Raw genomic sequence first — 21,285 nt, 5'->3', positions numbered from 1 at the left:
GACCCGATCCCTGGGGGCCCACCGGCGAACGGGTGGCTTCTACGCCTGTTGTGCCAGCAATTCCAGCGTCATTTGAGGCGCATGGCCTATTTGCGTCGTTAGGGACCTGGTTGGGTGCTGGCGGCGGTGAAACCGTCACGCTGGGCCGTGGCTGCGATCCATTCGGGATCGTGCGAGGGGATGATCACGATCTTCTCGTTCTTGCTGCGCAAGGCGTTGAGGCCCTCGATCCAGCCGAGCGTTGCGACGCGATCTTCCTTGACCACCCAGTCGGTCAGGAGGCGGGCGCGTGGCCGCTTCAGAATCACGTTGTTGGCCAGCGACGCGGTGTCTCCGGCGAACAGGTATTCCCGGCCATTCTGCAGCTGGACGTAGATCATCTGCGAGGCCGGCGTGTGGCCGGGCGTCTGGATCAGCACGACGCCCGGTGCGATCGGCTCGATCGGCGCTAGCGTGCGCGGTGTCGGCAGCGATTGCGCGTTTTCGCGCCACAGTGCGGTCATGCCCTGGACGATGCCTGCCGATAGCACAGCCTTGGCGGCGACGTTCTCGAAGTGCGGACGATCGAGGAACCCGCCGACGTGATCGATGTGTTCGTGGGTGAACATGATCAGTTCGGCATCGTCCATCCAGCGCCCGACCAGCGCTTCGGCGCGCTTGTCGTAAAGGGTGTAGCCCATGCGCTTGGCATCGGCCGGTGACAGCCCGCTGTCGACGACGATGCCACCGCGCGGGGTAGCGATGCGCCACGCCATGACGCCGGTGGTGATCTGGCGCAGCCCGGTTCCGGCAGCGAGCAGCGCGCCCGGGACCCGGCGCGTGGCGATGACCGCATATTCGAGCGCGATGGGTCTGTCGCCGGGGAGCGCAACTGCGGCCTTGCGCACTTGCGCGATGTCGATCGTGCGGATCGGCGCACTGGCTGGGCCGTCATCGACCAGCAGCCAGTAATAGCCTGCGCCCAGCAACAGGAGCAGGACGATCAACGCCTTGGAAAATCTACTCATCAATGGGCCCCCATGCCCGGTGCCGGAGTGCGTGGCACCCCTTTCAGAACAGCGCCACTTCGGCCAGTCCGTGCGCTGCAAGGACCGAGTCTAGCCGGTCCACTTCGATTCCGCCACGGGTGAACAGCGCAAGATCGGGTTTGTTGCGGTGCCAGGGCTGGCCATCGGTCAGAAAGGCGATGCGTCGCGCGATTCCGTCAGAGCCATCGACGAAGGCTACGCCGGGGCCGAAGGCGACGCGTAATTCGGCCTCGATCAGCGGGAAATGCGTGCAGGCGAGCACGACGGTGTCGATCCGGTCGCCGCCGGGCTGGGCGCGCAGAGCGTCGGCAGCGCGGGCATACACCGCCGGATCGACCGGATCGCCACGCAGCTTGGCCTCGGCAGCAGCGACGAGTTCGGGTGCGCCATGGCGCAGGAGCAGCTTGTCGGCGGCGAATTCGGCTTCGAGGCGGTCGACGTAGCTCTGGCGGATGGTGGCGGCGGTGCCGAGCAGGCCGATGACACCGGTTCGCGTCATCGCGGCGGCGGGTTTGATCGCGGGGACGGTGCCGACGATGGGCACTTCGAGGACTTCGCGCACCGAGGCCAGCGCGATGGTCGAGGCGGTGTTGCAGGCGATGCACACGAGACGCGGGCGCAAGCGCTCGGTCAGGCGTCCGAGCAGGCCCGAGACGCGCGCGGCGATCTGGGCTTCGGTCTTGTCGCCATAGGGCAGCCCGGCGTTGTCGGCGACGTAGATCACCGGCGCTTGCGGTAGGATCGCGCGCAGCTTGGCGAGGACCGAGAGGCCGCCGACGCCGGAGTCGAAAAGCAGGACGGGGGCGGTCGGATCGACTGTCTCATGGGGATCGATTTGCGTCATTGCCGGGACTTGTATCGGGATTGGCGGCAAAATGGAAAGTCGCCTCTTTCGCTTTTGCCACCGGGTTGCGTATGATGGCGCTTGTGGACACGATTATCGCTCTTCTCGTCGGCTATCTGCTGGGGTCGATCCCCTTCGGCCTGATCCTTACCCGGCTGACCGGCGCGGGCGACCTCCGCTCGATCGGATCGGGCAACATCGGCGCGACCAATGTGCTGCGTACCGGCAAGAAGGGGCTGGCGGCGGCGACGCTGCTGCTCGATCTGGGCAAGGGGCTGGCGGCGGTGCTGATCGCGCGGCACCTGCTGACGGGAAATGAAGGCATCGCTGCGCTGGCGGTGGTACTGGGGCACTGCTTCCCGGTGTGGCTGAAGTTCAAGGGCGGCAAGGGCGTGGCGACGCTGATGGGCGTGTCGCTGGGGCTCGCATGGCCGATTGGGCTGGCTTATGCGGTGACCTGGCTGGGCGTGCTGGCGATCAGCCGGATTTCGTCGCTTGGCGGAATGTGCGCGGCGGTGATCGCGCCGGTCGCGGCGGCGGTGCTGGGGTATGCGCCATACGTGCCGGTGCTGGCGCTGCTCGCGCTGCTCGTGGTGTCGCTCCACCGCGAGAATATCGCACGGCTGCGCGCCGGGACGGAGCCGAGGGTCGGTAGCAAGAAGTGACTGCCGCCCCGCCCGCGCTGACGCGTGATGAGGCTTTTGCGCGGATACGCTTGCTGCGATCACCCAACATCGGGCCGGTCAGCTACAACCAGTTGCTGCGCCGCTTCGGCACCGCGGGGGCGGCACTGGACGCTTTGCCCGATCTGGCAGCGCGAGGCGGCGCGCCCTATCGGCCTGCCAAGGTGGAGCGGATCGAGGCCGAGGTTGCGGCGCTGCGTGCGACAGGCGGGCGATACCTGTTCCATGATAGCCCGGATTACCCGGCCTTGCTGGCGTCGCTCGAAGCGCCGCCGCCGATCCTGACTGTGCGCGGCGATACCGCACTACTGGCGCGGCCATCGGTAGCCGTGGTGGGCGCGCGCAATGCTTCGGCGGCGGCAGTGAAGCTCTCACGGGACTTTGCGGGCGCGCTGGCTGGCAGGGGTTACGTGATCGTTTCCGGACTGGCGCGCGGCATCGATTCGGCGGCGCATCGCGGAGCGCTGACGGGGATGGATCAGGGCGGGGGCACGGTCGGCGTCATCGCCAGCGGGATCGACATCACCTATCCGCCCGAAAATGCCGAACTTCAGGAGCAAGTCGCGACGCAGGGGCTGCTGATCGCCGAGATGCCGCCGGGGACCGAGCCACTCGCGCGACACTTCCCGCATCGCAACCGGATCATTGCCGGGCTGGCCACGGGCACGCTGGTGGTCGAGGCTGCGCCAAGGTCGGGTTCGCTCATCACCGCGCGGCTTGCGGCGGAAGCGGGGCGCGAGGTCATGGCGATACCGGGTTCGCCCCTCGATACGCGGTCGCAAGGGTGCAACCAGCTGATCCGCGAGGGGGCGATTCTGGTGCAGTCGCCTGATGATGTCGTGGAACTACTTGTCGGCTTCGAAGGTCGTCCCCGTTCAACGTTTCGCGAAAGTGGTGAGGATTTTGCGAGCGGAGGGGTGGATGAGCCGGCCGACATCGCTGGATTGCTCGGGCTTGCGCCGGTAGCGGTCGACGAGGTTATCCGGCAGAGCGGGGCTGAGGCAGGGGCGGTGCAGATGGCGCTGCTCGAGATGGAACTGGCGGGCAAGTTGGTGCGCCACGCGGGTGGCCGGGTGTCGCTGGCGGGGTGAATTTGCTTTGGGGGTATCGATGAACGAGCACGGTAAAGTCAGTGCGGCGGCGATCTTCGGCGACGTCGGCGATCTGGGGCTGCGCTACGCGCGCGTCTGGGTCGTCGCGGCAGGTTTTCTGGCTGCGGTAATGACCGGGCTCGACATCGCGCTGGCAGGCAGTGGTGAGGCCTTGGCGAACATCATGGGTTCGATCCTCAGCTTTTTCGTCAGCTATCACGTCGTCGAAACGATCCTGCGCGGTGAATCGCTTCAGGTCAGCAGCGGTCGATCGTATGGGTCGCTGTTCGGTGCATCGATCCTGACATCGCTGGGCATTGGGCTTGCGTTCCTGGTGCTGATCGTTCCCGGCATCTATTGCATGGCGCGCTGGTCGATGGTCACGCCGCTGATCGTCGCCGAAGGTCGGGGTACGACCGAGGCCATGTCCGAGAGTTGGGAGCGGACCAAGGATAGCGTGTGGTCACTTGCCAGCGTCTACGTGGTATACTTCCTGAGCATCGTGGCGCTGATCTTCGTCGCCGCCATGGCTGGAGAATTGGGAGGCCTGCCGGACGAGGCGGTGGCCGGGACCGGTTCGGTTGGCGTCATCATGCCGTTCGTCGTCAATCTTGCCTCGGTCGCAATCGGCCTGGTCGGCAACCTCATAGCCATCGCCATCTATCGCGCTCTTGCGGGCAGCGGGGCGCAGTACGAGGACGTGTTCGGCTGACCCTCCGCCCAAGATTGTTGACGCACGCCGCTTGACGAACCCGCTTCGTCGCCGCCACCCTCGCGTACACGTACACGTAAGGACTGCTTAAAACCGCCATGCAGCTTGTCATCGTAGAATCCCCGGCCAAGGCCAAGACCATCGAAAAGTATCTGGGGCCGGGGTACAAGGTTCTGGCCTCCTACGGCCACATCCGCGACCTGCCGGTCAAGGACGGGTCGGTCCGTCCGGACGAGGACTTCGCGATGGACTGGGAGATGTACGGCGACAAGGCGTCGCGCGTGAAGGCCATCACCGATGCGGCCAAGACTGCTGACCGTCTGATCCTCGCGACCGACCCTGACCGCGAGGGCGAGGCGATCTCGTGGCACGTTCGCGAGCTGCTCAAGAAGCGTAAAGTCCTGCCCAAGGAGGTCGAGCGGGTCACGTTCAACGCGATCACCAAGCAAACGGTGACCGACGCGATGAAGCGCCCGCGCGAGCTGGATCAGGACCTGATCGATGCCTACCTTGCCCGGCGCGCACTGGACTACCTGTTCGGGTTCACGCTTTCGCCTGTGCTGTGGCGCAAGCTGCCGGGCGCGAAGTCAGCGGGTCGCGTGCAGTCGGTTTCGCTGCGCCTGATCGTCGAGCGTGAGCGCGAGATCGAAGCCTTCCGTTCGCAGGAATACTGGTCGGTCGTTGCCCGCATGGAGCACACCGGCACCGAATTTGCGGCGCGCCTGGTGCGATTCGAGGGCGAAAAGCTCGAAAAGCTGACGCTCGGCGACGAAGGCGCGGCGATGAAGGCCAAGGCGCTGGTCGAGGCGGCAACGTTCCGTGTCGAGGAGGTCGAGACCAAACCGACCCGCCGCAATCCGTACCCGCCGTTCACGACCTCGACCCTGCAGCAGGAAGCTTCGCGCAAGCTCGGCTTCTCGGCCAGCCATGCCATGCGCGTGGCGCAGACGCTGTATGAAGCGGGCGCGATCACCTACATGCGTACCGATGGCGTGCAGATGGACCCGAGCGCGATTTCGGAGGCGCGCAAGGCGATCTCGGACCGCTACGACGGGCACTATCTACCTGAAAAGCCGCGTCATTATGAGACCAAGGCCAAGAACGCGCAGGAAGCGCACGAGGCGATCCGGCCCACCGATTTCACCAAGGACAAGTACGGTTCGGGTGACGAGGCGCGGCTCTACGACCTGATCTACAAGCGCGCGATGGCGAGCCAAATGGCCTCTGCCAACATCGAGCGCACTACCATCACGTTGCGTGACGGGACGGGCAAGCATGAGATGCGCGCGACGGGGCAGGTGATCAAGTTCCCCGGCTTTTTGGCGGTCTACGAGGAAGGCCGCGACCAGAAAGCCGAGGGTGATGATGACGAGAGCGGTCTGCTCCCCGCGATGGCAAAGGGCGATACCCCGGCCAAGCGCGGCGTCGACGCCACGCAGCACTTCACCCAGCCACCGCCGCGCTATTCCGAGGCAAGCCTGGTCAAGCGGCTTGAGGAACTGGGGATTGGGCGGCCTTCGACGTACGCCTCGACACTGCAGGTGCTGAAGGACCGCAACTACGTCAGGATCGAGAAGAACCGTTTCTTTGCAGAGGAGTCTGGGCGACTTCTCACGGCATTTCTAGAACGGTTTTTCCCGCGCTACGTCGCCTATGAATTCACCGCCGGGATGGAGGAAGAACTCGACGATGTTTCGGGTGGGCGCGCTGAATGGAAGACCGTGCTTGCCGACTTCTGGCGCGATTTCAAGCCGAAGTCCGACGAGGTGATGGAGAAGAAGCCGAGCGAGGTCACGGCTGAGCTCGACGAATTCCTCTCCGACTATCTGTTTCCGCCGCGTGAGGACGGCACCGATCCGCGTCTGTGCCCCAAGTGCGAGGCAGGACGCCTCTCGCTGCGTGGCGGACGTTACGGAGCATTTGTGGCGTGTTCGAATTATCCCGAGTGCAAGTTTACCCGCAAGTTCGCGCAGCCCGGCGGGGCCGATGGCGAAGGCGGCGATGACGATGGCGTGCTCGGCAAGGACCCGGTGACGGGCCTGGACGTGGCGCGCAAGACCGGCCGGTTCGGACCGTACGTGCAACTGGGCGATGGCAAGGAAGCCAAGCGCGCTTCGATCCCCAAGGACATTGGCGAACTTGATCTGGAGTGGGCGCTGAAGCTGCTTGGGTTGCCGCGCGAGGTTGGTACGCATCCGGAGTCCGGCAATCCGATCACGGCAAGCATCGGGCGTTACGGGCCTTATCTGGCACATGATGGCAAGTATGCGCGGCTCAAGACCACGGCCGAGGTGTTCGAGACTGGCATGAATGCGGCGGTGATGCATCTGGCGGCAGCGGCCGCCGGTGGCGGTCGCGGCAATCGTGCAGCGGCAGAACCGCTCAACACCTTCGGGCCGCATCCGACTTCGGGTGGCGAGATCAAGCTGATGGCGGGGCGTTACGGTCCTTATGTCACCGATGGTACGACCAATGCGACACTGCCCAAGGACAAGCAGCCCGAGGCTTTGACGCTGGAAGAGGCGATCGCGCTGATCGATGAGCGCGCCGCCAAGGGTCCGCCCAAGGGCAAGAAAAAGGCTCCGGCCAAGAAGGCCGCCGCGAAGAAGCCTGCAGCGAAGAAGGCGGCGCCGAAGAAGGCTGCCGCCGAGGACGGGGCAAAGACGACTGCGCCTAAGAAGGCCCCGACAAAGAAAACGGCGGCGAAGAAGGCTGTGCCCAAGAAGGTTGTCGCCAAAGCCGAGTAAAAGGGCGGCGCGCGTCCTGCGACAGGCCCATGAGAAGCGGGCCGTGGGCTCAGCGCTGCTGAGCCCGACGCGGGCGGAATAGCCAGTATTCCCAAGTGCCGAGCGTATATGTGGCGAAGCGTTCGTAGTCCTGTGCCAAGCTGGCAGTGACGACGCGGCGTGTTTCCCTATTGGGCAGGTAGGGGCGACCCGCGCGCATCAGTACCACGTCGGGCCGAGACGCCAGCACTTTGCGCACTTCGGTGACCGGATCGACGCCGATCGCCGGCGCTTCAACGAAGGTGTTGAGGTGGTTTGGGAAAATGCGGGTGGTTGGCAGGCAGGTGTTAAGCGTGCGGTAGAACGCCAGTTCACCCTCGTAGATGTAGAGGCAACCGCCGTGCATCTCGTGCGCGATCAGGGCATTCATCTCGGCGAACTGGCTGGCGGTTCCGTGGCTGCGGACCTGCCAAAAGGGGACCGCAAGGCTGGCCAGCGCGCCGAAGCCAAGCAGGAAGCGGCCGATGTGGCGCTCCGACCGCACAGCGCGGGCGAGCGCAGGCGCGGCAAGCACCGAGAGCGGGACCAGCAGCGGTGCGACGTAGTGATCGTACCACGTGCCGAACAGCAGGAAGCCGAGACAGGCCGTGCCGCACCAGATGACCAGCACGCTGCGCGAGCGCGGATGAGTGCCGCCCGTGGTGTCGAACAGCTTGGGCGCGCGGAAGATCGCCAGCCAGAACGGGATCAGCGCTGCCATCTCCTTGGTCAGGCGCCACGGGGCCTTCCAGCCGTCTGATTCGCGCGAGAAGATCGAGACGAAGTTGGCATAGACGAATTCATCCAGATGGCCGGCCTGCGCGTACCAGGCGACCGCAGCGAGCGTCGGCAGGAGGGCCGCGGTGATCCATATCGCGGCCACTGCGGCCAGACGGCGCCATGTCCAGACATCGGCGTACCCGCGTCCCAGCAGCAGCAGTCCAAAGGCGATGCCCTCGAACATCACGGTATACTTGATCTGCATCGCGCAGCCGATCAGCAGCATCACGCCAGCGCCGCGCCAGATCAGCGCGCGGCTTTCGGGTAGCTTGACTGTCTCCACCACGCCGAGTGCGGCGAGTGCCACGAGCAGGTTGTAGAATGTGGGCGCCTGTCCCATGCCGGAATTGAACGCGGGCATGAACAGGACATAGGCCATGCCTGCCTGCCACGCGGCGGCGGGCGACGCGATTTCGCGCGCGAGGCGCGCGATGACCATCGCGGTGGCGACAGTGGCGGCAATTGCGCCGGCCTGATAGGCAATGACCGGATCCCCGGGTATTGCCGCCAGCGCTTCATAGACCAGGAACAGCCCAATCGGCTTGCGATCCCAGATGTCGACATAGGGCAGCGCGCCGTCGCGCATGCGTTCGGCGACGAACAGATAAAACTGCTCGTCTATGTGGATTACCGGATTGCCGATGAGGAACCAGCGTGTCAGCAAAGCGAGGCCGAGGTAGGCAAGTGCGGTTGCCAACCAATCGGGAATCTTGACCGGATGCAGTGCGGCCGCGGCGCGCACTGGCATCGAGATTGCCGGAATAGAGTGGGCGGCGCTCACCCTTGCAACACCGCCGAGTTCACTCATCAACCGCTCCGTCCGCGACGCCCATGACGTTTACGAGCAGTGCGCCCGTTACCTTAATTCAAACTTGGCTTGCGCTACCTGAACGAAAGCCTTCCAGACAGCGCGAACCGTGCTGCGCTGCAGCATGGCAAGGCAAGGCGCCCCGTGCAAGCGACAAAGCGAATTTGTATCGTCAGCGCAACAGTCGTGCGAGAGATTTCGCGGCAGCTTCGTGCCCTAATCGGCTCGGGTGAATCGGGATGCCGTCGCCGGGGAGAGCGACCGAGCCGTTGCTCCAGGGTTTGGGAGAGCAGGGCGCGTGACGCCGCGAGGTTTCCGAGAAGCGGAGCAACTCGGCACCTTCATCGCGCGCGACCTTTGCCGTGATGCCGGCGAGCCGCTTTGCTGCTGCCCTGCTCTCGGTCAGGCGCTCATCCGAGATCGGCAGCGCCGGGCATTTGCCGGCGGCGGGAAGGACGGTGATGTAATCGACCAGCACGATCCGTGCATCGGGTGCAAGACGACGGACTTCGCGCACGATCTTGCGCATACGCTCTTCGTCGCCCTGCCATTCGGCTTCGGTCGCGGTCCGCCATCGGCCGCAGCGCGTGTCAGGCGTGGGAGCCTGTTCGCACAGCGCGGCAGAGATATTGCCGACAAAGGCGACGTCATTGCCGCCGATGGTGATCGTGACGAGCTTGGTTGCAGCATCCACGCTCTCGATCTGCGGGGGAAGTTCCGACCAAGGCCCAAGAACATGTTCGGTAGTCGCACCGCTGCAGGTTGCATCGACCAACTTCAGCTTAAACTTTGCCGCTACCAGATTGGGGTAGTTGAGTGTGCCGCGGCCACAGCGCGCAGGCGTGCCCGGGGTGGTCGGGCCAACGCCCGGTCCGGCTGCAAACGAACTGCCCATGGCAACGTAGCGCGCGCCTTCCGCCAGCTTTGGCGGGCGGGCGCTGCTGGCCACCGGGGCGAGCAACGCGCAAACCGCCAGCGCCCATCCCAGCCTGATCATTTCACCCACTCGAGCCCGATTTCCTCGTAGATTTCCTTGGCATCGGCCCAGCGTTCGTCGACCTTGACGTGGAGGAAAAGGTGGACCTTGGTGTCGAGCAATTGCGCCAGTTCCTTGCGCGATGCCTCGCCGATGGCCTTGATCTTCGAGCCGCCCTTGCCGAGGACGATCGGGCGCTGACTCTCGCGCGAGATCACGATCTGCTGATGGATTTCGAGCGAGCCGTCCTTGCGATGCACGTATTTTTCCGGGCGGACGGTGCTGTCGTAAGGGAGTTCGTCGTGGAGCTGGCGGTAGAGTTGTTCGCGGGTGATTTCGGCGGCGAGCAGGCGTTCGCTGGCGTCGGACACCTGATCCTCGGGGTAGTGCCACGCGGTTTCGGGCATCAACGCGGCAAGCCGCTGCTTGAGTTCGGGTACGCCGTCGCCGGTCAGCGCCGAGACGAAGAACACTTCCTCGAATGCGCCGTCTGCGCTCAGTTCCTCGGCCGCGATCAGCAGCGGTTCCTTTGGCGTCTGGTCGACTTTGTTGAGCACGAGAATCTTGCGCTCGGGGCGATCCTTGAGGCTGGCCAGGATGGATTCGAGATAGTCGCGGCGCTTCTTGCGCGCATCGACGACGAGCAGGATCGCGTCGGCTTCCTGCGCGCCGTCCCATGCAGCGCTGACCATCGCGCGATCGAGGCGGCGCTTGGGTTCGAACAGGCCGGGGGTATCGGCCAGGATGATCTGTGCGCGGTCCTCGCCCACGGTTTCAAGGGCGATGCCCATCAGCCGCGCGCGGGTGGTCTGCGCCTTGGCCGAGACGATTGCCACCTTCTGGCCCACCAGCGAGTTCACGAGGGTGGATTTGCCGGCGTTCGGCGCGCCCAGAACGGCCACGAGGCCACATTTGTCGGTCATGCGTGAGGATCTCTATCTGTAAGTCAGGTGGTCTCTACGGCAAGCAGTGCCTGCCGTGAAGGGCGAACGCCCTTAGCCGTACGCCTGCATGAAGGCGAGCGCTGCAGCGGTTTCAGCTTCCTGCTTGCTCGATCCGCGCGCGGTGCTTGAACCAACGCCGCTGACTTCGACGCAGACGGTGAATTTGGCGGCGTGATCCGGGCCTTCGCGCTGGACGAGGCTGTAGACGGGCGGCTTGCGGCGATTGCCGGCTGCCCATTCCTGCAGCGCTGCCTTGGGGTGTTTGCGCTGGCCGGTGCCTGATACCATCGGCCTGTCCCATAGCTTGCGCACGAACGCGCGCGCTGCCTCAAACCCACGTTCGACGAACAGCGCGCCGATCAGGGACTCCATCACGTCGCCCAGAATGTTGTCGCTTTTCGCCCCACCATCGTCGCGGGCCTGCTTGCCGAGGCGGATATGCGTGGGCAGGTCGATCGCGCGGGCAACGTCGGCGCAAGTCTCGCGGCTGACCAGCGCATTGAGGCGTTGTGACAGCTTGCCTTCGGCGGCATCGCTCTTTTCATGAAGCCATTCGGCGATGACGAGGCCGAGGACGCGGTCACCGAGGAACTCGAGCCGCTGGTAATCACGCGCCTCACCCATCGAGCCGTGCGTTAGCGCATCGGCCCACAGATCGTCACGCGTGGGCGCGGTGCCGGTCAGCTGCGTGAGGTACGCCGCTGCCTCGGCCGACAGCTTGCTCAGAACGTGCCTCCGATCCGGTTCCAACGCGCGGCGGTAAACCAGGTCCACGGCAGGAACCAGTTGGCGCTGCCATCAGTCGACCACATCATAATCGTGGCGCGGCCGACGAGGTTTTCCTGCGGAACGAGACCGATGCCGCCGCCTTCCACGGCGGGGAATCGGCTATCCATCGAGTTGTCGCGATTGTCGCCCATCAGGAACATCTGGCCTTCCGGTACGACAATCGCCGCGGTGTCGTCCTGTGGACGATAGCCGAGGTCGAGCACGTTGTAGCTCCGGCCCTCTGGCAGGGTCTCGCGATACTGTGGGTAGTGGCAGGTCGCGGTGCCGTCCTTCTCGGTCGCCGCGAACTCGGGCGAGAGGCAGTCGGTGTTCGGGGTGACGGGTATGACGAAGTCGGCCACGCGCTGCTTGGGGACGATCTTGCCATTGAGGTGCAGCGTTCCGCCAGTCATCTGCACGGTATCGCCCGGCAGGCCGATCACGCGCTTGATGTAGTCGACGTCGTTACCCGGAGGCGCCTTGAAGATCACCACATCGCCGCGCGTCGGCTGGTTGGCAATCAGACGGCCCGGGATCAGCGGGGCGCTGAACGGCAGCGAATACTTGCTGAAGCCGAACGGCCATTTGGCGGCGAGCAGGTAATCCCCGTTCTCAAGCCGTGGCAGCATCGACTCCGACGGGATGTTGAACGGTGCGAAGATGAAACTGCGGAAGATCGCGACGACCAGCACCAGCTTGATCAGGAAAACCGGGAAGCTGTCTTCCTTCTTTTCCTTTTTGGCAGGTGGAACATCCGGGACCGGCTGCGGGTTCACGGCGGGCGGGACGTCTTGCGTGTCGTTCATCGTCGCGGTCATGTTGCCAGCGTTGCCCTTCGTCAAGTGTGTTGTGGTGTTAACACAGCACCGAAATACGTCTGCGAAGCTTGCGCGTGGATGAACAGCGGGTTGGCGAGCGGCGAGACAGCGGGCATACGGCACATTGCGCACCTGCGAAGAACAAGGGAATGCCATGACCGTAGCTGAAGCGGAAACATACTGGACGGCGCTCAAAGGTTTGCCCCGGCCGACCCTGACGGCGCTGTTCGGCGATCGCTCGCGCCTCGACACATACGCCGAGACGCTCGAACTGCCGGGCGGCGCGATCCGCTTTGACTGGTCGAAGACCCATCTGTCCTCGGAAGTCGTTGCCCTGCTTGGCGCGGTCGCTGCGGCGATGGATGTCGAAGGACGACGCGCCGCGCTGTTCGACGGCGAAAAGATCAACAACACCGAGGGGCGCGCGGCCGAGCATACAGCAGAGCGCGGGATCGGCAAGGACAGCAGCGTCGAGGAAGCCGAGCAACTCCACGCGCGGATGCGAATGCTTGTCGACGCAATCCACGAAGGCGCGTTGGGCGAGGTTCGCAGCCTGATCCACATCGGTATCGGTGGTTCGGCGCTCGGCCCGGCATTGGCGATCGATGCACTGACCCGCGACGAAGCCAAGGTTGCGGTCCATGTTGTGTCGAACATCGATGGCTGCGCGCTCGAGGCGGCGATGAAGGCCTGCGACCCGGCGACGACGCTGATCGCAGTGGCCTCCAAGACGTTCACAACCACCGAGACGATGACCAATGCCATGAGCGCGTTGGAGTGGCTGCGTGATAACGGGGTGTCCGATCCCTACGGCCGGGTGGTCGCCCTGACTGCCGCGCCCGAGAAGGCGGTGGAATGGGGCGTCGATGAAACGCGCGTGCTACCCTTTTCCGAGACCGTTGGCGGGCGCTACTCCTTGTGGTCTTCGATCGGGTTTCCGATTGCGATGGCGCTGGGGTGGCAGGGGTTTGCCGAGTTTCTGGACGGGGCAGCGGCGATCGACCGCCACTTCCTCGATACGGATCTTGCCGACAACATCGTGGTTCGCGCAGCCTTTGCAGACCTGTACTATGCGCAAGTCCGCAAGTGTCAGACGCGTGCGGTGTTTGCCTATGACGAGCGGCTAAAGTTGCTCCCCGACTATCTTCAACAGCTTGAGATGGAGTCGAACGGCAAGTCGGTGTTGGCTGATGGCTCTGCGCTGACGCGACCCAGTGCGCCGGTGACGTGGGGCGGGGTCGGGACCGATGCGCAACACGCCGTGTTCCAGCTGCTCCATCAGGGCACGCATTTGATCCCGGTCGATTTCCTTGCCGTCAAGGTGCCCGGTCACGATCTAGATCCGGCGCACCACCACATCCTGCTGTCGAACTGTTTTGCCCAAGGCGCAGCGTTGATGGCCGGCAAGGCGTCGGATGATGGCGCGCGGGCCTATCCGGGCGACCGGCCGTCGGCGACGATCCTGTGCGACGAGCTGAACCCGGCGACGCTGGGAGCGCTGATTGCATTCCATGAACACCGCACCTTTGTTTCGGCGGCGATGCTCGGGATCAATCCGTTCGACCAGTTCGGCGTCGAACTGGGCAAGGCGATTGCCAAGCAGATCGATACCGGCGGCGGCGAAGGCTTCGATCCCTCGACCGAGGCGCTGCTGAAGTTGGCCGGGATCGGCTCGTAACGCCCGTCGGTTTCACGTTAAGCCTCTGGCCTTGCGCGGGGTCAGAGGCCATATGCGCTGTTCGACAAGGAGCAGAGCATGGCTGAGAAGGACTTCGACTACGATCTTTTCGTAATTGGCGCAGGGTCGGGCGGGGTTCGGGCAAGCCGGATTGCCGCCAGCCATGGCGCGCGCGTTGCCGTTGCCGAAGAGTACCGCGTCGGCGGGACCTGCGTGATCCGGGGCTGCGTGCCGAAGAAGCTGCTGGTCTATGGATCGCATTTTGCCGAGGAGTTGCAGGACGCGTCCAACTATGGCTGGACGGTCGAGAAGATGAGCTTCGACTGGGCAACGTTACGTGACGCCGTGCTGAAGGATGTGGACCGCCTGAACGCGGCCTATACGACGACGCTGGAGACCAACAAGGTCGAACGGTTCCTCGAACGCGCTACGATCGCCGGACCGAACGCGGTGCGGCTCGCCAGTGGTCGCGAGATCAGCGCGAGGTGCATCCTCGTGGCGACCGGGGCCTGGCCGGTGATGCCGCAGTTCGAAGGGTCGGAGCACTGCATCACCTCGAACGAGGTGTTCCATCTGGAAAGCCTGCCCAAGCGTGTGGTCATCTCCGGCGCGGGCTATATCGCGATGGAATTCGCGGGGATCTTCAATGCGCTCGGCTGTCACGTAACGGTGGTCAATCGCAGTGAGACGATCTTGCGCGGTTACGATGAATCGCTGCGCGACCGCCTGCTGCAGATTACCATGGCGCGCGGCATCGAGTACAAGTTCAACTGTCCGTTCGATCGGGTGGAGAAGCAGGAAAGCGGCTCGTTCCTTGTCTACCTCGGCAAGCAGCCCGATCCGATCCATGCCGATCTGGTGCTGGTGGCAACGGGCCGCAAGCCGAAGACGGACGGGCTGGGGCTTGAGAACGCGGGGATCGAACTGGGTGCACTGGGTGAAATTCCGGTGGACGACCGCGCGAAGACGACATGCGACAGCATCTATGCGGTTGGTGACGTAACGAACCGGGTACAGCTTACCCCTGTCGCGATCCGCGAGGGTCAGGCGTTTGCCGACCGCGTGTTCGGCGACAAGGACACCACGCTAAACTATGACTTCATCCCGAGCGCGGTATTCTCGCAGCCGCCGCTAGCTGGGGTCGGCATGACGGAATCGCAGGCGCGGCAGGCCCATGGCAACGACATCAAGGTCTATTCGTCGGATTTCCGCCCGATGAAGAACATCTTCGGTCATCGCCCGGAGCGCGGGCTGTACAAGATGATCGTCGATGCCCAGACCGAGAAGGTGCTGGGCATCCACATGATCGGCCCGGATTCGCCCGAGATCCTGCAGGCTGCGGCGATTGCGGTGAAGGCGGGTCTGACCAAGGCGGATTTCGACGCGACCGTCGCGCTGCACCCGTCGATGGCCGAGGAACTCGTGCTGATGCGGTGATCAGATCCCGGCGTACCACTGGTAGCCGGAGTGATCCTCCCAATAGCCGCCCTTGCCACCGTAAATGCCGTTCAGAGAGGAAACGGCCTCGATTTTCATGACGTACTTGGCGTGCTTGTAACCGAGCTGGCGTTCGACCCTGAGGCGGATCGGAGCGCCGTGGGCGACCGACAGAGGCTGGCGGTTCATGGTGTGCGCGAGGATGGTCTGCGGGTGCCTCGCCTCGCTCATGTCGATGCTTTCGTAGTAAGGCGTACCTGAGAAGTCGTCTGCACAATGGAAGACAATATACTGAGCCTGCGACGAAATGCCTGCGTGGCGTAAAATCAGGGCGAGGGGGACGCCGGTCCATTCACCGATAGCGCTCCAGCCTTCGACGCAATCGTGGCGGGTAATCTGCGTGCGTTGTGGTGCGGAGCGGAGTTGCGCGAGCGACATGGTCAGCGGGCGCGCAACGAGACCGCCGACTTCGAGCTTCCAGTCGGTAAATCCGTTAGCCATGTGCGCGGCGTAGTCCGCCGAACCCGGCATCGAGTTGCCGTTGACGCGGAATTTGGGCGACATGTCGGCGCGGGTGAATTCGGGAGCGAGCGCGTTTCCTGTAACGAGACGTTGCCCGCTAAGGGTCGCTTTTTCGCCGAGAGTCAGCACCTTGCGCACCGTTGGTGACGCTGTGATACGGTCGCAACCGGCAAGCAGGAGGCCACCTGCGCCGACCAGTGCCGAGCGGCGGGAAATGAGCGTCATGGCCGGTCCTCCGGGCGTTCTGCGGGCAGGCGGTACCAGCCGGTTATCATTGAGCGCAGTTCGTTCAGCGGACCCGCGAGCACAACCATGAGAACATGAATAAGTATGAACGCGAAAAACCCTGTCGCGCAAAGGAAATGCAGCGATCTGGCGGACTGCCGGCCGCCTAGTATCTCGAGCAGCCATGGGAAAGCGGCGTTGAGGGTTGGTGACATCATCATGCCGGTCAGGATCACCAGCGGTATCAGCACGCCGATCACTCCAAGATACGCCAGCTTTTGCAGGGGGTTGTAAGCCTTCGCTGCCTCGCCAGTCGGAAATTTCAGGCGCGCATGCTGTTTGATGTCGTGCCACAGGTGCGATGGCTTGCGCTCTTCCGAAGTCAGCAGAAGATCGCGCTGCAAGTGCTTCGAAACAAGCGCATAAATGAGATAGGCCGCGATCGATATGACCAACACCCACGCAAAGAAGAAATGCCACTGCCGACCCTCGGCCAGGCTGTAGTAATTCGGGATCGTGACGAGGGGGGGAAAGGCCTTGATGGACTGCGAGGTATACCCGAGAAATCCGGTGGTGGGGATCTCGAGACTGGCGAGGCGCAGGAAGCCTTCCTGTCCACGCCGCCCGATCACCAGCCAGGGGTTGTCGTAGTTGGCACCATAGGCACCCCAGTAGAGGCGCGGGTGGGCGTTGAAGATCGTCGCGCCGCTCATCAGCATGATGAAAATGGTCAGCGCATTCAGCCAGTGCCAGATGCGGACGGGCAGTTTTGTCCGATAAACCAGCGGTCGGGACACGGATGGCGCTTCATCCTGTAACGTAACAGGCTGCATTGTCGCTTCCACGCTAATTCCCCTACCGTTCAGCACGGGCAGAGTGCCACTTTTGCGCAAAAGCGCAAGGGTGGGGCCGACGCGTCACGTGACGGTCAGCGCGAACCTGATCGCGCAACCGCGATGAGATGGGCGCGGGTGAACCGGCGTTCACTGGCAAGCGCGATACAGGAGCGTGGTACCGGGCGCAGGGCGGACCACGCCGCGTTCGCGATGAAGCCAAGTTTACGCGCGTTACTAACGACGGTGCGATGGTCCCATGCGTGGTCGCCGCGGCGGGCCACTTCGCGCGCAATCTCGCCATAGATTCCCGCTGCTGCGAGGATGGCCCAGCGCTGGCGGCCCTTGAGGCGCGTCGCCCCGATCCGGGCCGAACATTCATGGACATGGGCGGTGTGGCACATTCGCCTTACGAGCCGCGTCAGGGCGGCGCGGTGATTGGGCTTGAGCTGTTCGCCGGGGGGAATGTCTTCATCAGCCAGCCATTCCATCGGGATGTAGCAGCGGTCCGCTGCGTCATCTTCCTCGATATCGCGGGCGATGTTGGAGAGCTGGAAGGCCAGGCCGAGGTCACAGGCGCGATCGAGAGTGTCTTCTTCGTTGGGAGAGACACCCATGACGACAGCCATCATCACGCCGACCGCGCCGGCTACGTGCCAGCAGTAACGCATCAAGTCTGCTTCGGTATGCGGTTGCCAGTCGGCGGCGTCTAGCGCGAAGCCTTCTATGACCGCGCCGGCCATTTCGATGGTCAGCCCGGTCTCGCGGGCGACGAGGCCGAGCGCGTCGAATGCGGGGTCGCCGGTTTCGCGCCCCGCAAAGGCGAGCGCGGTCCTTTCGCGGACGACTGCCAAGCGTTCGGTCGCCCCGCTCTGGTCACCGAGCGTGCCGCCGTGGTCCTGCGCGTCGACGATATCATCGCAGCGACGGCACCAGGCGTAGAGCAGCCAGACGCGTTCGCGGGTCTGCCTATCGAACAGGTGGCTTGCCGCGGCGAAGCTTTTTGAGCCCTTGAGGATCGACCTTCGGGCGTTACTAACGAGGGCTTCGCGAGACTCCATCGGTCAAAGATCGTCCGCTTTCATCGCGAAGATCGGGACGTGCGGTACGTGCGCGGCCATGCGGGCGAGCAGAACGTCGAGGTCTGGCTCGGCGATGATGATCCCGGCGTGGGCCTGACGGATGAAACCGACTTCGATCATGTGGCGATTGAACGCGAGCAGGTGATCGAAAAAGCCGAAGGCGTTGAGCAGGCCGACAGGCTTGGCGTGATAGCCCAGCTGCGCCCAGCTGACCGCTTCCCACAATTCGTCCATGGTGCCGACACCGCCGGGGATGGTCAGGAAGCCGTCGGAGAGGTCGGTGAAGCGCTTCTTGCGATCGTGCATACCCGAAACGACCTGCAGGTCGGTGCAATCGTGGTTGGCGACTTCACTGCCGACCAGACCTTCGGGAATCACTCCGATGACTTCGCCGCCAGCGTCCAGTGCCCCGTAGGCGACCGCGCCCATCAGGCCGAGCCTGCCGCCGCCATAGACGACGCCGATGCCGCGGCGGGCCAGTTCCTGTCCGATCTCACGTGCGAGGGTTACGTAACGGGAATCGGCAGGCGTGGCCGAGCCGCAGTATACGGCGATCCGCTTCACGCCAGATCCTCCAGCATCAACCCCGCCGTTGCCTTGGCCGACCCGACGACGCCGGGGATGCCTGCTCCGGGGTGAGTACCTGCGCCGACGAGGTAGAAGTTCGAGATGGCATCATCACGGTTGTGCGCGCGAAAGTATGCGCTTTGGGTGAGCAGGGGTTCGAGGCTGAAGGCGCTGCCGAGATGGGCGGACAGGTCCGTCTTGAAGTCGCTCGGCGCGTAGCTGAATTTCGTTACGATACGGCTGTGAATGTCCGGGATCAGGCGGCGGCCGACTTCATCGAGAATGCGCTTTTCGAGGATCGGGCCGATTTCGTCCCAATCGACCGGCAGCTTGCCCATGTTGGCGACGGGCACCAGTGCGTAGAACGTGCTCATCCCAGCGGGTGCGACCGAGGGGTCGGTTACGGTCGGGTGGTGCAGGTATATCGAGAAGTCCTCGGGCAGCACGCCGGTATTATAGATGTCGTTGAGCAGCCCTTTGTAGCGTGGGCCGAACAGGATCATGTGGTGCGGGATGCCGGGCCAGGTGCCCTCAAGGCCGAAGTGGACGACGAACAGGCTGGGCGAGAAGCGCTTCTTCGAGAGCGATTTGGCGCGGCGCTTGGCCTGCAGGTTGTCGGATAGCAGATCGCGGTAGGAATGGATCAGATCGGCGTTCGAGGCGACAGCATCGAACTGGCCGGACCAGCCGCTCTTCGTTTCGATGCCGGTGACGCGGGTGCCGAGGGTGACCACGCGGGTAACCGGATCGCCCAGACGGATTTCGCCGCCGAGGCGCTTGAAGTGGGTGACCATGCCCGCGATCAACTGGTTGGTGCCGCCACGCGCCCACCATACGCCGCCGTTCTTTTCGAGCTTGTGGATCAGCGCGTAGATCGCGCTGGTCGTCATCGGGTTTCCGCCGACGAGCAGGCTGTGGAAGCTGAATGCCTCGCGCAGCTTCTCGTTCTTCACGAAGCTGGAGACCATCGAATAGACCGAACGCCATGCCTGATAGCGGGCAAGCGCAGGGGCGGCCTTGATCATGCTGACAAAGTCGAGGAACGGGACCGCGCCGAGTTTGACATAGCCTTCTTCGAGCACGCCTGCGGAATATTCGAGAAAGTCATCGTAGCCCGCGACGTCGCCGGGGCTGATCTTGGCGATCTCAGCTTTGAGCACGGCATCGTCGTTCGAATAATCGAAGTTGGTGCCATCGGGCCAGTTGAGCCGATAGAACGGCATGACCGGCATCAGGTCGACGTCGTCAGCCATCCGGTGGCCCTTCAATGCCCACAGTTCCTGCAGGCACGACGGATCGGTGATGACGGTCGGGCCGGCGTCGAAGGTGAAACCGTCCTTTTCCCACACGTAGGCACGCCCGCCGGGCTTGTCGCGCGCTTCGATCACGGTGGTCTGGACCTCGCCCGACTGAAGCCGGATGGCCAGAGCGAGTCCGCCGAAGCCGGCTCCGACGACACATGCACGCTTCATGCGCGGGTTCCTGCAAGCGAGAGGGGTTGCGGCTTTGCGCCGAGACCGGTGAGTACGCCGAGCGCCTTGCCGATCGGGACCGGAGGTTTTCCGGCGAGGATGCGGGCCTTGTCCGCAAGGGTGCTGCGACCGGCGTAGAACCGTTCGATCAGGCCCTTGTCGAGGCGGTAAAAGCGTTCGAGCACACGATAGCGCGTAGCAGGCTCGGCTGCGGCGAACAGCATGGCCGATAGGGCACGCATGTAGGCCGAGCGCTTCCAGTGGCGTCTGGCGTAATGTTCGCTGAAATCAGCCAGGGCGCTTCCAGTCAGGTCGTCCTGTCCCGCAAGTGCGAGGGCATAGCGTACGGCATCGGGCAGGGAGTAACTGGTGACGGCCTGAAACAGTCCGGCGCGGGCTCCGGCGCGGGCGACTTGGCCGCCGCTCGACCGCCAGAATCCGTCGAAATCGCCGCCGGCCACGACAGGCAGGACACCGTGCTCTTCGCTCAGGACTTCGGCGATTTGCCAGCCCTGCGCGCGGGCATAGTCTTCGATGCGGATGGCAAGCGCGGGGGCATCGATAACCGGGCTATCGGAGTAGTAGGTGTCTTCGATGAACACTTCATCGGGCGCGAACGGCAGGCAGTAGACGAAGCGGTAGCCGTCGATCTGTTCGACCGAGGCGTCCTTGACCAGCGGCGCCGTCAGGTCGTGCGGGGCGCTGAGGCGCACCCTGCGGCCGAGGAATTTCTGCCATCCGCCCGTCAGATGTCCGAGGTTGCGGATGCCGCGCGCGTCGATCACCGCGCCTGCCTCTATGCGTGTGCCGTCCGACAGCGTGGCGTTGGTGGCGCTGCAGGCGAGCGCGCGGACGCCGGTCAGGATCGCATCGGCGGGCAGCTTTGCGCGCAGCGCGGCGTCGAAGCGTTCCGACGAGATCGAGTAGTAGCTGGTCTTGAGGCGGCGCTGGAAGGCCGGGAAGCGGACCGAATATTCGGGCCAGGCACCGACGATCATGTCGGCAAGCAGTTCGCGCCCGGAAGCGCCGACATCCGAGCCGAAGAACGACCAGATGTGATTGCCGCCAAGGAGTTCGCCCTGTTCGACCAGCAGCAGCGTGAGCTCCGGGCGGGCGCGGCGCAGGGCAAGCGCCACGAGGCCGCCTGCCAACCCGCCACCCAGTATCGCAATGTCGCAAACCCGTGCAGTCATGCCCTTGCGCTTAGGGGGCTGCGGTTGCGGTTGCAACCGTACCCTTGTGCCCGAACGCG

General features: G+C 64.1%; 19 protein-coding genes. 6 read left to right on the top strand and 13 right to left on the bottom strand.

Annotated features, from left to right (window positions below; genetic code table 11):
• Positions 1 to 98: 98 nt before the first annotated feature.
• Positions 99 to 1,007, bottom strand: coding sequence for an MBL fold metallo-hydrolase (locus tag GGQ88_RS07460; protein WP_183612531.1), 909 nt, complete (start codon positions 1,005 to 1,007; stop codon positions 99 to 101).
• A 43-nt stretch (positions 1,008 to 1,050) separates the two neighbouring features.
• Positions 1,051 to 1,872 (bottom strand): glutamate racemase, encoded by an 822-nt coding sequence (gene murI / locus GGQ88_RS07455; protein ID WP_183612530.1) that lies wholly within the window; start codon positions 1,870 to 1,872, stop codon positions 1,051 to 1,053.
• 71 nt (positions 1,873 to 1,943) lie between these two features.
• Here murI and plsY point away from each other — a divergent pair, with 71 nt between their 5' ends.
• The 4 genes from plsY (at position 1,944) to topA (ending at position 7,105) form a co-directional block, all read left to right on the top strand.
• Positions 1,944 to 2,537 carry a glycerol-3-phosphate 1-O-acyltransferase PlsY gene (gene plsY / locus GGQ88_RS07450; protein ID WP_183612529.1) on the top strand — a complete coding sequence of 198 codons (594 nt, stop codon included), beginning with the start codon at positions 1,944 to 1,946 and terminating at the stop codon, positions 2,535 to 2,537.
• On the top strand, positions 2,534 to 3,646 hold the full coding sequence (gene dprA, locus GGQ88_RS07445; protein ID WP_183612528.1) for a DNA-processing protein DprA: 1,113 nt from the start codon (positions 2,534 to 2,536) through the stop codon (positions 3,644 to 3,646). The genes plsY and dprA overlap by 4 nt, the downstream gene beginning before the upstream one ends.
• A gap of 19 nt (positions 3,647 to 3,665) precedes the next feature.
• On the top strand, positions 3,666 to 4,358 hold the full coding sequence (locus tag GGQ88_RS07440) for a glycerophosphoryl diester phosphodiesterase membrane domain-containing protein (protein WP_183612527.1): 693 nt from the start codon (positions 3,666 to 3,668) through the stop codon (positions 4,356 to 4,358).
• Positions 4,359 to 4,456: 98 nt separating this feature from the next.
• Positions 4,457 to 7,105, top strand: a complete 2,649-nt coding sequence (gene topA, locus GGQ88_RS07435; RefSeq protein ID WP_183612526.1) for a type I DNA topoisomerase — start codon at positions 4,457 to 4,459, stop codon at positions 7,103 to 7,105.
• A 49-nt stretch (positions 7,106 to 7,154) separates the two neighbouring features.
• Here the strand turns inward: topA and GGQ88_RS07430 are convergent, their stop codons facing one another.
• The 5 genes from GGQ88_RS07430 to lepB all read right to left on the bottom strand — a co-directional run bounded on the left by GGQ88_RS07430 (position 7,155) and on the right by lepB (position 12,205).
• A complete protein-coding gene (locus GGQ88_RS07430) occupies positions 7,155 to 8,711 on the bottom strand; it encodes an ArnT family glycosyltransferase (RefSeq protein WP_183612525.1) in 1,557 nt (518 codons plus the stop codon).
• 172 nt (positions 8,712 to 8,883) lie between these two features.
• Entirely contained in the window at positions 8,884 to 9,708 is an 825-nt protein-coding gene (locus tag GGQ88_RS07425; protein ID WP_246385721.1) for an SGNH/GDSL hydrolase family protein, read from the bottom strand.
• Positions 9,705 to 10,610, bottom strand: a complete 906-nt coding sequence (era, locus tag GGQ88_RS07420) for a GTPase Era (protein WP_183612523.1) — start codon at positions 10,608 to 10,610, stop codon at positions 9,705 to 9,707. The genes GGQ88_RS07425 and era overlap by 4 nt, the downstream gene beginning before the upstream one ends.
• 72 nt (positions 10,611 to 10,682) lie before the next feature.
• Positions 10,683 to 11,399 (bottom strand): ribonuclease III, encoded by a 717-nt coding sequence (gene rnc / locus GGQ88_RS07415; protein WP_425490430.1) that lies wholly within the window; start codon positions 11,397 to 11,399, stop codon positions 10,683 to 10,685.
• Complete coding sequence (lepB, locus tag GGQ88_RS07410) at positions 11,354 to 12,205, bottom strand: signal peptidase I (RefSeq protein ID WP_246385638.1); 852 nt, start codon at positions 12,203 to 12,205, stop codon at positions 11,354 to 11,356. Before lepB ends, rnc begins: the two co-directional genes overlap by 46 nt.
• A 166-nt stretch (positions 12,206 to 12,371) precedes the next feature.
• Between lepB and pgi the strand changes: the two genes are divergently transcribed.
• Together pgi and gorA are read left to right on the top strand one after the other, a co-directional pair.
• Positions 12,372 to 13,895, top strand: a complete 1,524-nt coding sequence (pgi, locus tag GGQ88_RS07405; protein ID WP_183612522.1) for a glucose-6-phosphate isomerase — start codon at positions 12,372 to 12,374, stop codon at positions 13,893 to 13,895.
• A 78-nt stretch (positions 13,896 to 13,973) separates the two neighbouring features.
• Positions 13,974 to 15,332, top strand: coding sequence for a glutathione-disulfide reductase (gorA, locus tag GGQ88_RS07400; protein ID WP_183612521.1), 1,359 nt, complete (start codon positions 13,974 to 13,976; stop codon positions 15,330 to 15,332).
• On the opposite strand, the gene GGQ88_RS07395 is transcribed toward gorA, so the two are convergent.
• The 6 genes from GGQ88_RS07395 to crtY form a co-directional block, all read right to left on the bottom strand.
• On the bottom strand, positions 15,333 to 16,079 hold the full coding sequence (locus tag GGQ88_RS07395; RefSeq protein ID WP_183612520.1) for a molybdopterin-binding protein: 747 nt from the start codon (positions 16,077 to 16,079) through the stop codon (positions 15,333 to 15,335).
• Entirely contained in the window at positions 16,076 to 16,912 is an 837-nt protein-coding gene (locus tag GGQ88_RS07390; RefSeq protein WP_183612895.1) for a cytochrome b/b6 domain-containing protein, read from the bottom strand. Before GGQ88_RS07390 ends, GGQ88_RS07395 begins: the two co-directional genes overlap by 4 nt.
• 95 nt (positions 16,913 to 17,007) lie before the next feature.
• On the bottom strand, positions 17,008 to 17,973 hold the full coding sequence (locus GGQ88_RS07385) for a phytoene/squalene synthase family protein (RefSeq protein WP_183612519.1): 966 nt from the start codon (positions 17,971 to 17,973) through the stop codon (positions 17,008 to 17,010).
• A 3-nt stretch (positions 17,974 to 17,976) separates the two neighbouring features.
• On the bottom strand, positions 17,977 to 18,558 hold the full coding sequence (locus GGQ88_RS07380) for a TIGR00730 family Rossman fold protein (RefSeq protein WP_183612518.1): 582 nt from the start codon (positions 18,556 to 18,558) through the stop codon (positions 17,977 to 17,979).
• Entirely contained in the window at positions 18,555 to 20,033 is a 1,479-nt protein-coding gene (locus GGQ88_RS07375; protein ID WP_183612517.1) for a phytoene desaturase, read from the bottom strand. Before GGQ88_RS07375 ends, GGQ88_RS07380 begins: the two co-directional genes overlap by 4 nt.
• A complete protein-coding gene (crtY, locus tag GGQ88_RS07370; protein WP_183612516.1) occupies positions 20,030 to 21,226 on the bottom strand; it encodes a lycopene beta-cyclase CrtY in 1,197 nt (398 codons plus the stop codon). The genes GGQ88_RS07375 and crtY overlap by 4 nt, the downstream gene beginning before the upstream one ends.
• Between the last annotated feature and the right edge of the window lie 59 nt (positions 21,227 to 21,285).

This window comes from Novosphingobium hassiacum (genome assembly GCF_014196055.1).
Classification (GTDB): domain Bacteria; phylum Pseudomonadota; class Alphaproteobacteria; order Sphingomonadales; family Sphingomonadaceae; genus Novosphingobium; species Novosphingobium hassiacum.
Note: the sequence above shows the minus strand (reverse complement) of the source record. Positions and strands in the feature narration are given on the sequence as shown.

Coding starts and splice junctions, on each gene's coding strand:
- GGQ88_RS07460 (WP_183612531.1), bottom strand. CDS start 1,007: ATGAGTAGATTTTCCAAGGCGTTGATCGTCCTGCTCCTGTTGCTGGGC.
- murI (WP_183612530.1), bottom strand. CDS start 1,872: ATGACGCAAATCGATCCCCATGAGACAGTCGATCCGACCGCCCCCGTC.
- plsY (WP_183612529.1), top strand. CDS start 1,944: ATGATGGCGCTTGTGGACACGATTATCGCTCTTCTCGTCGGCTATCTG.
- GGQ88_RS07440 (WP_183612527.1), top strand. CDS start 3,666: ATGAACGAGCACGGTAAAGTCAGTGCGGCGGCGATCTTCGGCGACGTC.
- topA (WP_183612526.1), top strand. CDS start 4,457: ATGCAGCTTGTCATCGTAGAATCCCCGGCCAAGGCCAAGACCATCGAA.
- GGQ88_RS07430 (WP_183612525.1), bottom strand. CDS start 8,711: ATGAGTGAACTCGGCGGTGTTGCAAGGGTGAGCGCCGCCCACTCTATT.
- GGQ88_RS07425 (WP_246385721.1), bottom strand. CDS start 9,708: ATGATCAGGCTGGGATGGGCGCTGGCGGTTTGCGCGTTGCTCGCCCCG.
- era (WP_183612523.1), bottom strand. CDS start 10,610: ATGACCGACAAATGTGGCCTCGTGGCCGTTCTGGGCGCGCCGAACGCC.
- lepB (WP_246385638.1), bottom strand. CDS start 12,205: ATGAACGACACGCAAGACGTCCCGCCCGCCGTGAACCCGCAGCCGGTC.
- pgi (WP_183612522.1), top strand. CDS start 12,372: ATGACCGTAGCTGAAGCGGAAACATACTGGACGGCGCTCAAAGGTTTG.
- gorA (WP_183612521.1), top strand. CDS start 13,974: ATGGCTGAGAAGGACTTCGACTACGATCTTTTCGTAATTGGCGCAGGG.
- GGQ88_RS07395 (WP_183612520.1), bottom strand. CDS start 16,079: ATGACGCTCATTTCCCGCCGCTCGGCACTGGTCGGCGCAGGTGGCCTC.
- GGQ88_RS07390 (WP_183612895.1), bottom strand. CDS start 16,912: ATGCAGCCTGTTACGTTACAGGATGAAGCGCCATCCGTGTCCCGACCG.
- GGQ88_RS07385 (WP_183612519.1), bottom strand. CDS start 17,973: ATGGAGTCTCGCGAAGCCCTCGTTAGTAACGCCCGAAGGTCGATCCTC.
- GGQ88_RS07375 (WP_183612517.1), bottom strand. CDS start 20,033: ATGAAGCGTGCATGTGTCGTCGGAGCCGGCTTCGGCGGACTCGCTCTG.
- crtY (WP_183612516.1), bottom strand. CDS start 21,226: ATGACTGCACGGGTTTGCGACATTGCGATACTGGGTGGCGGGTTGGCA.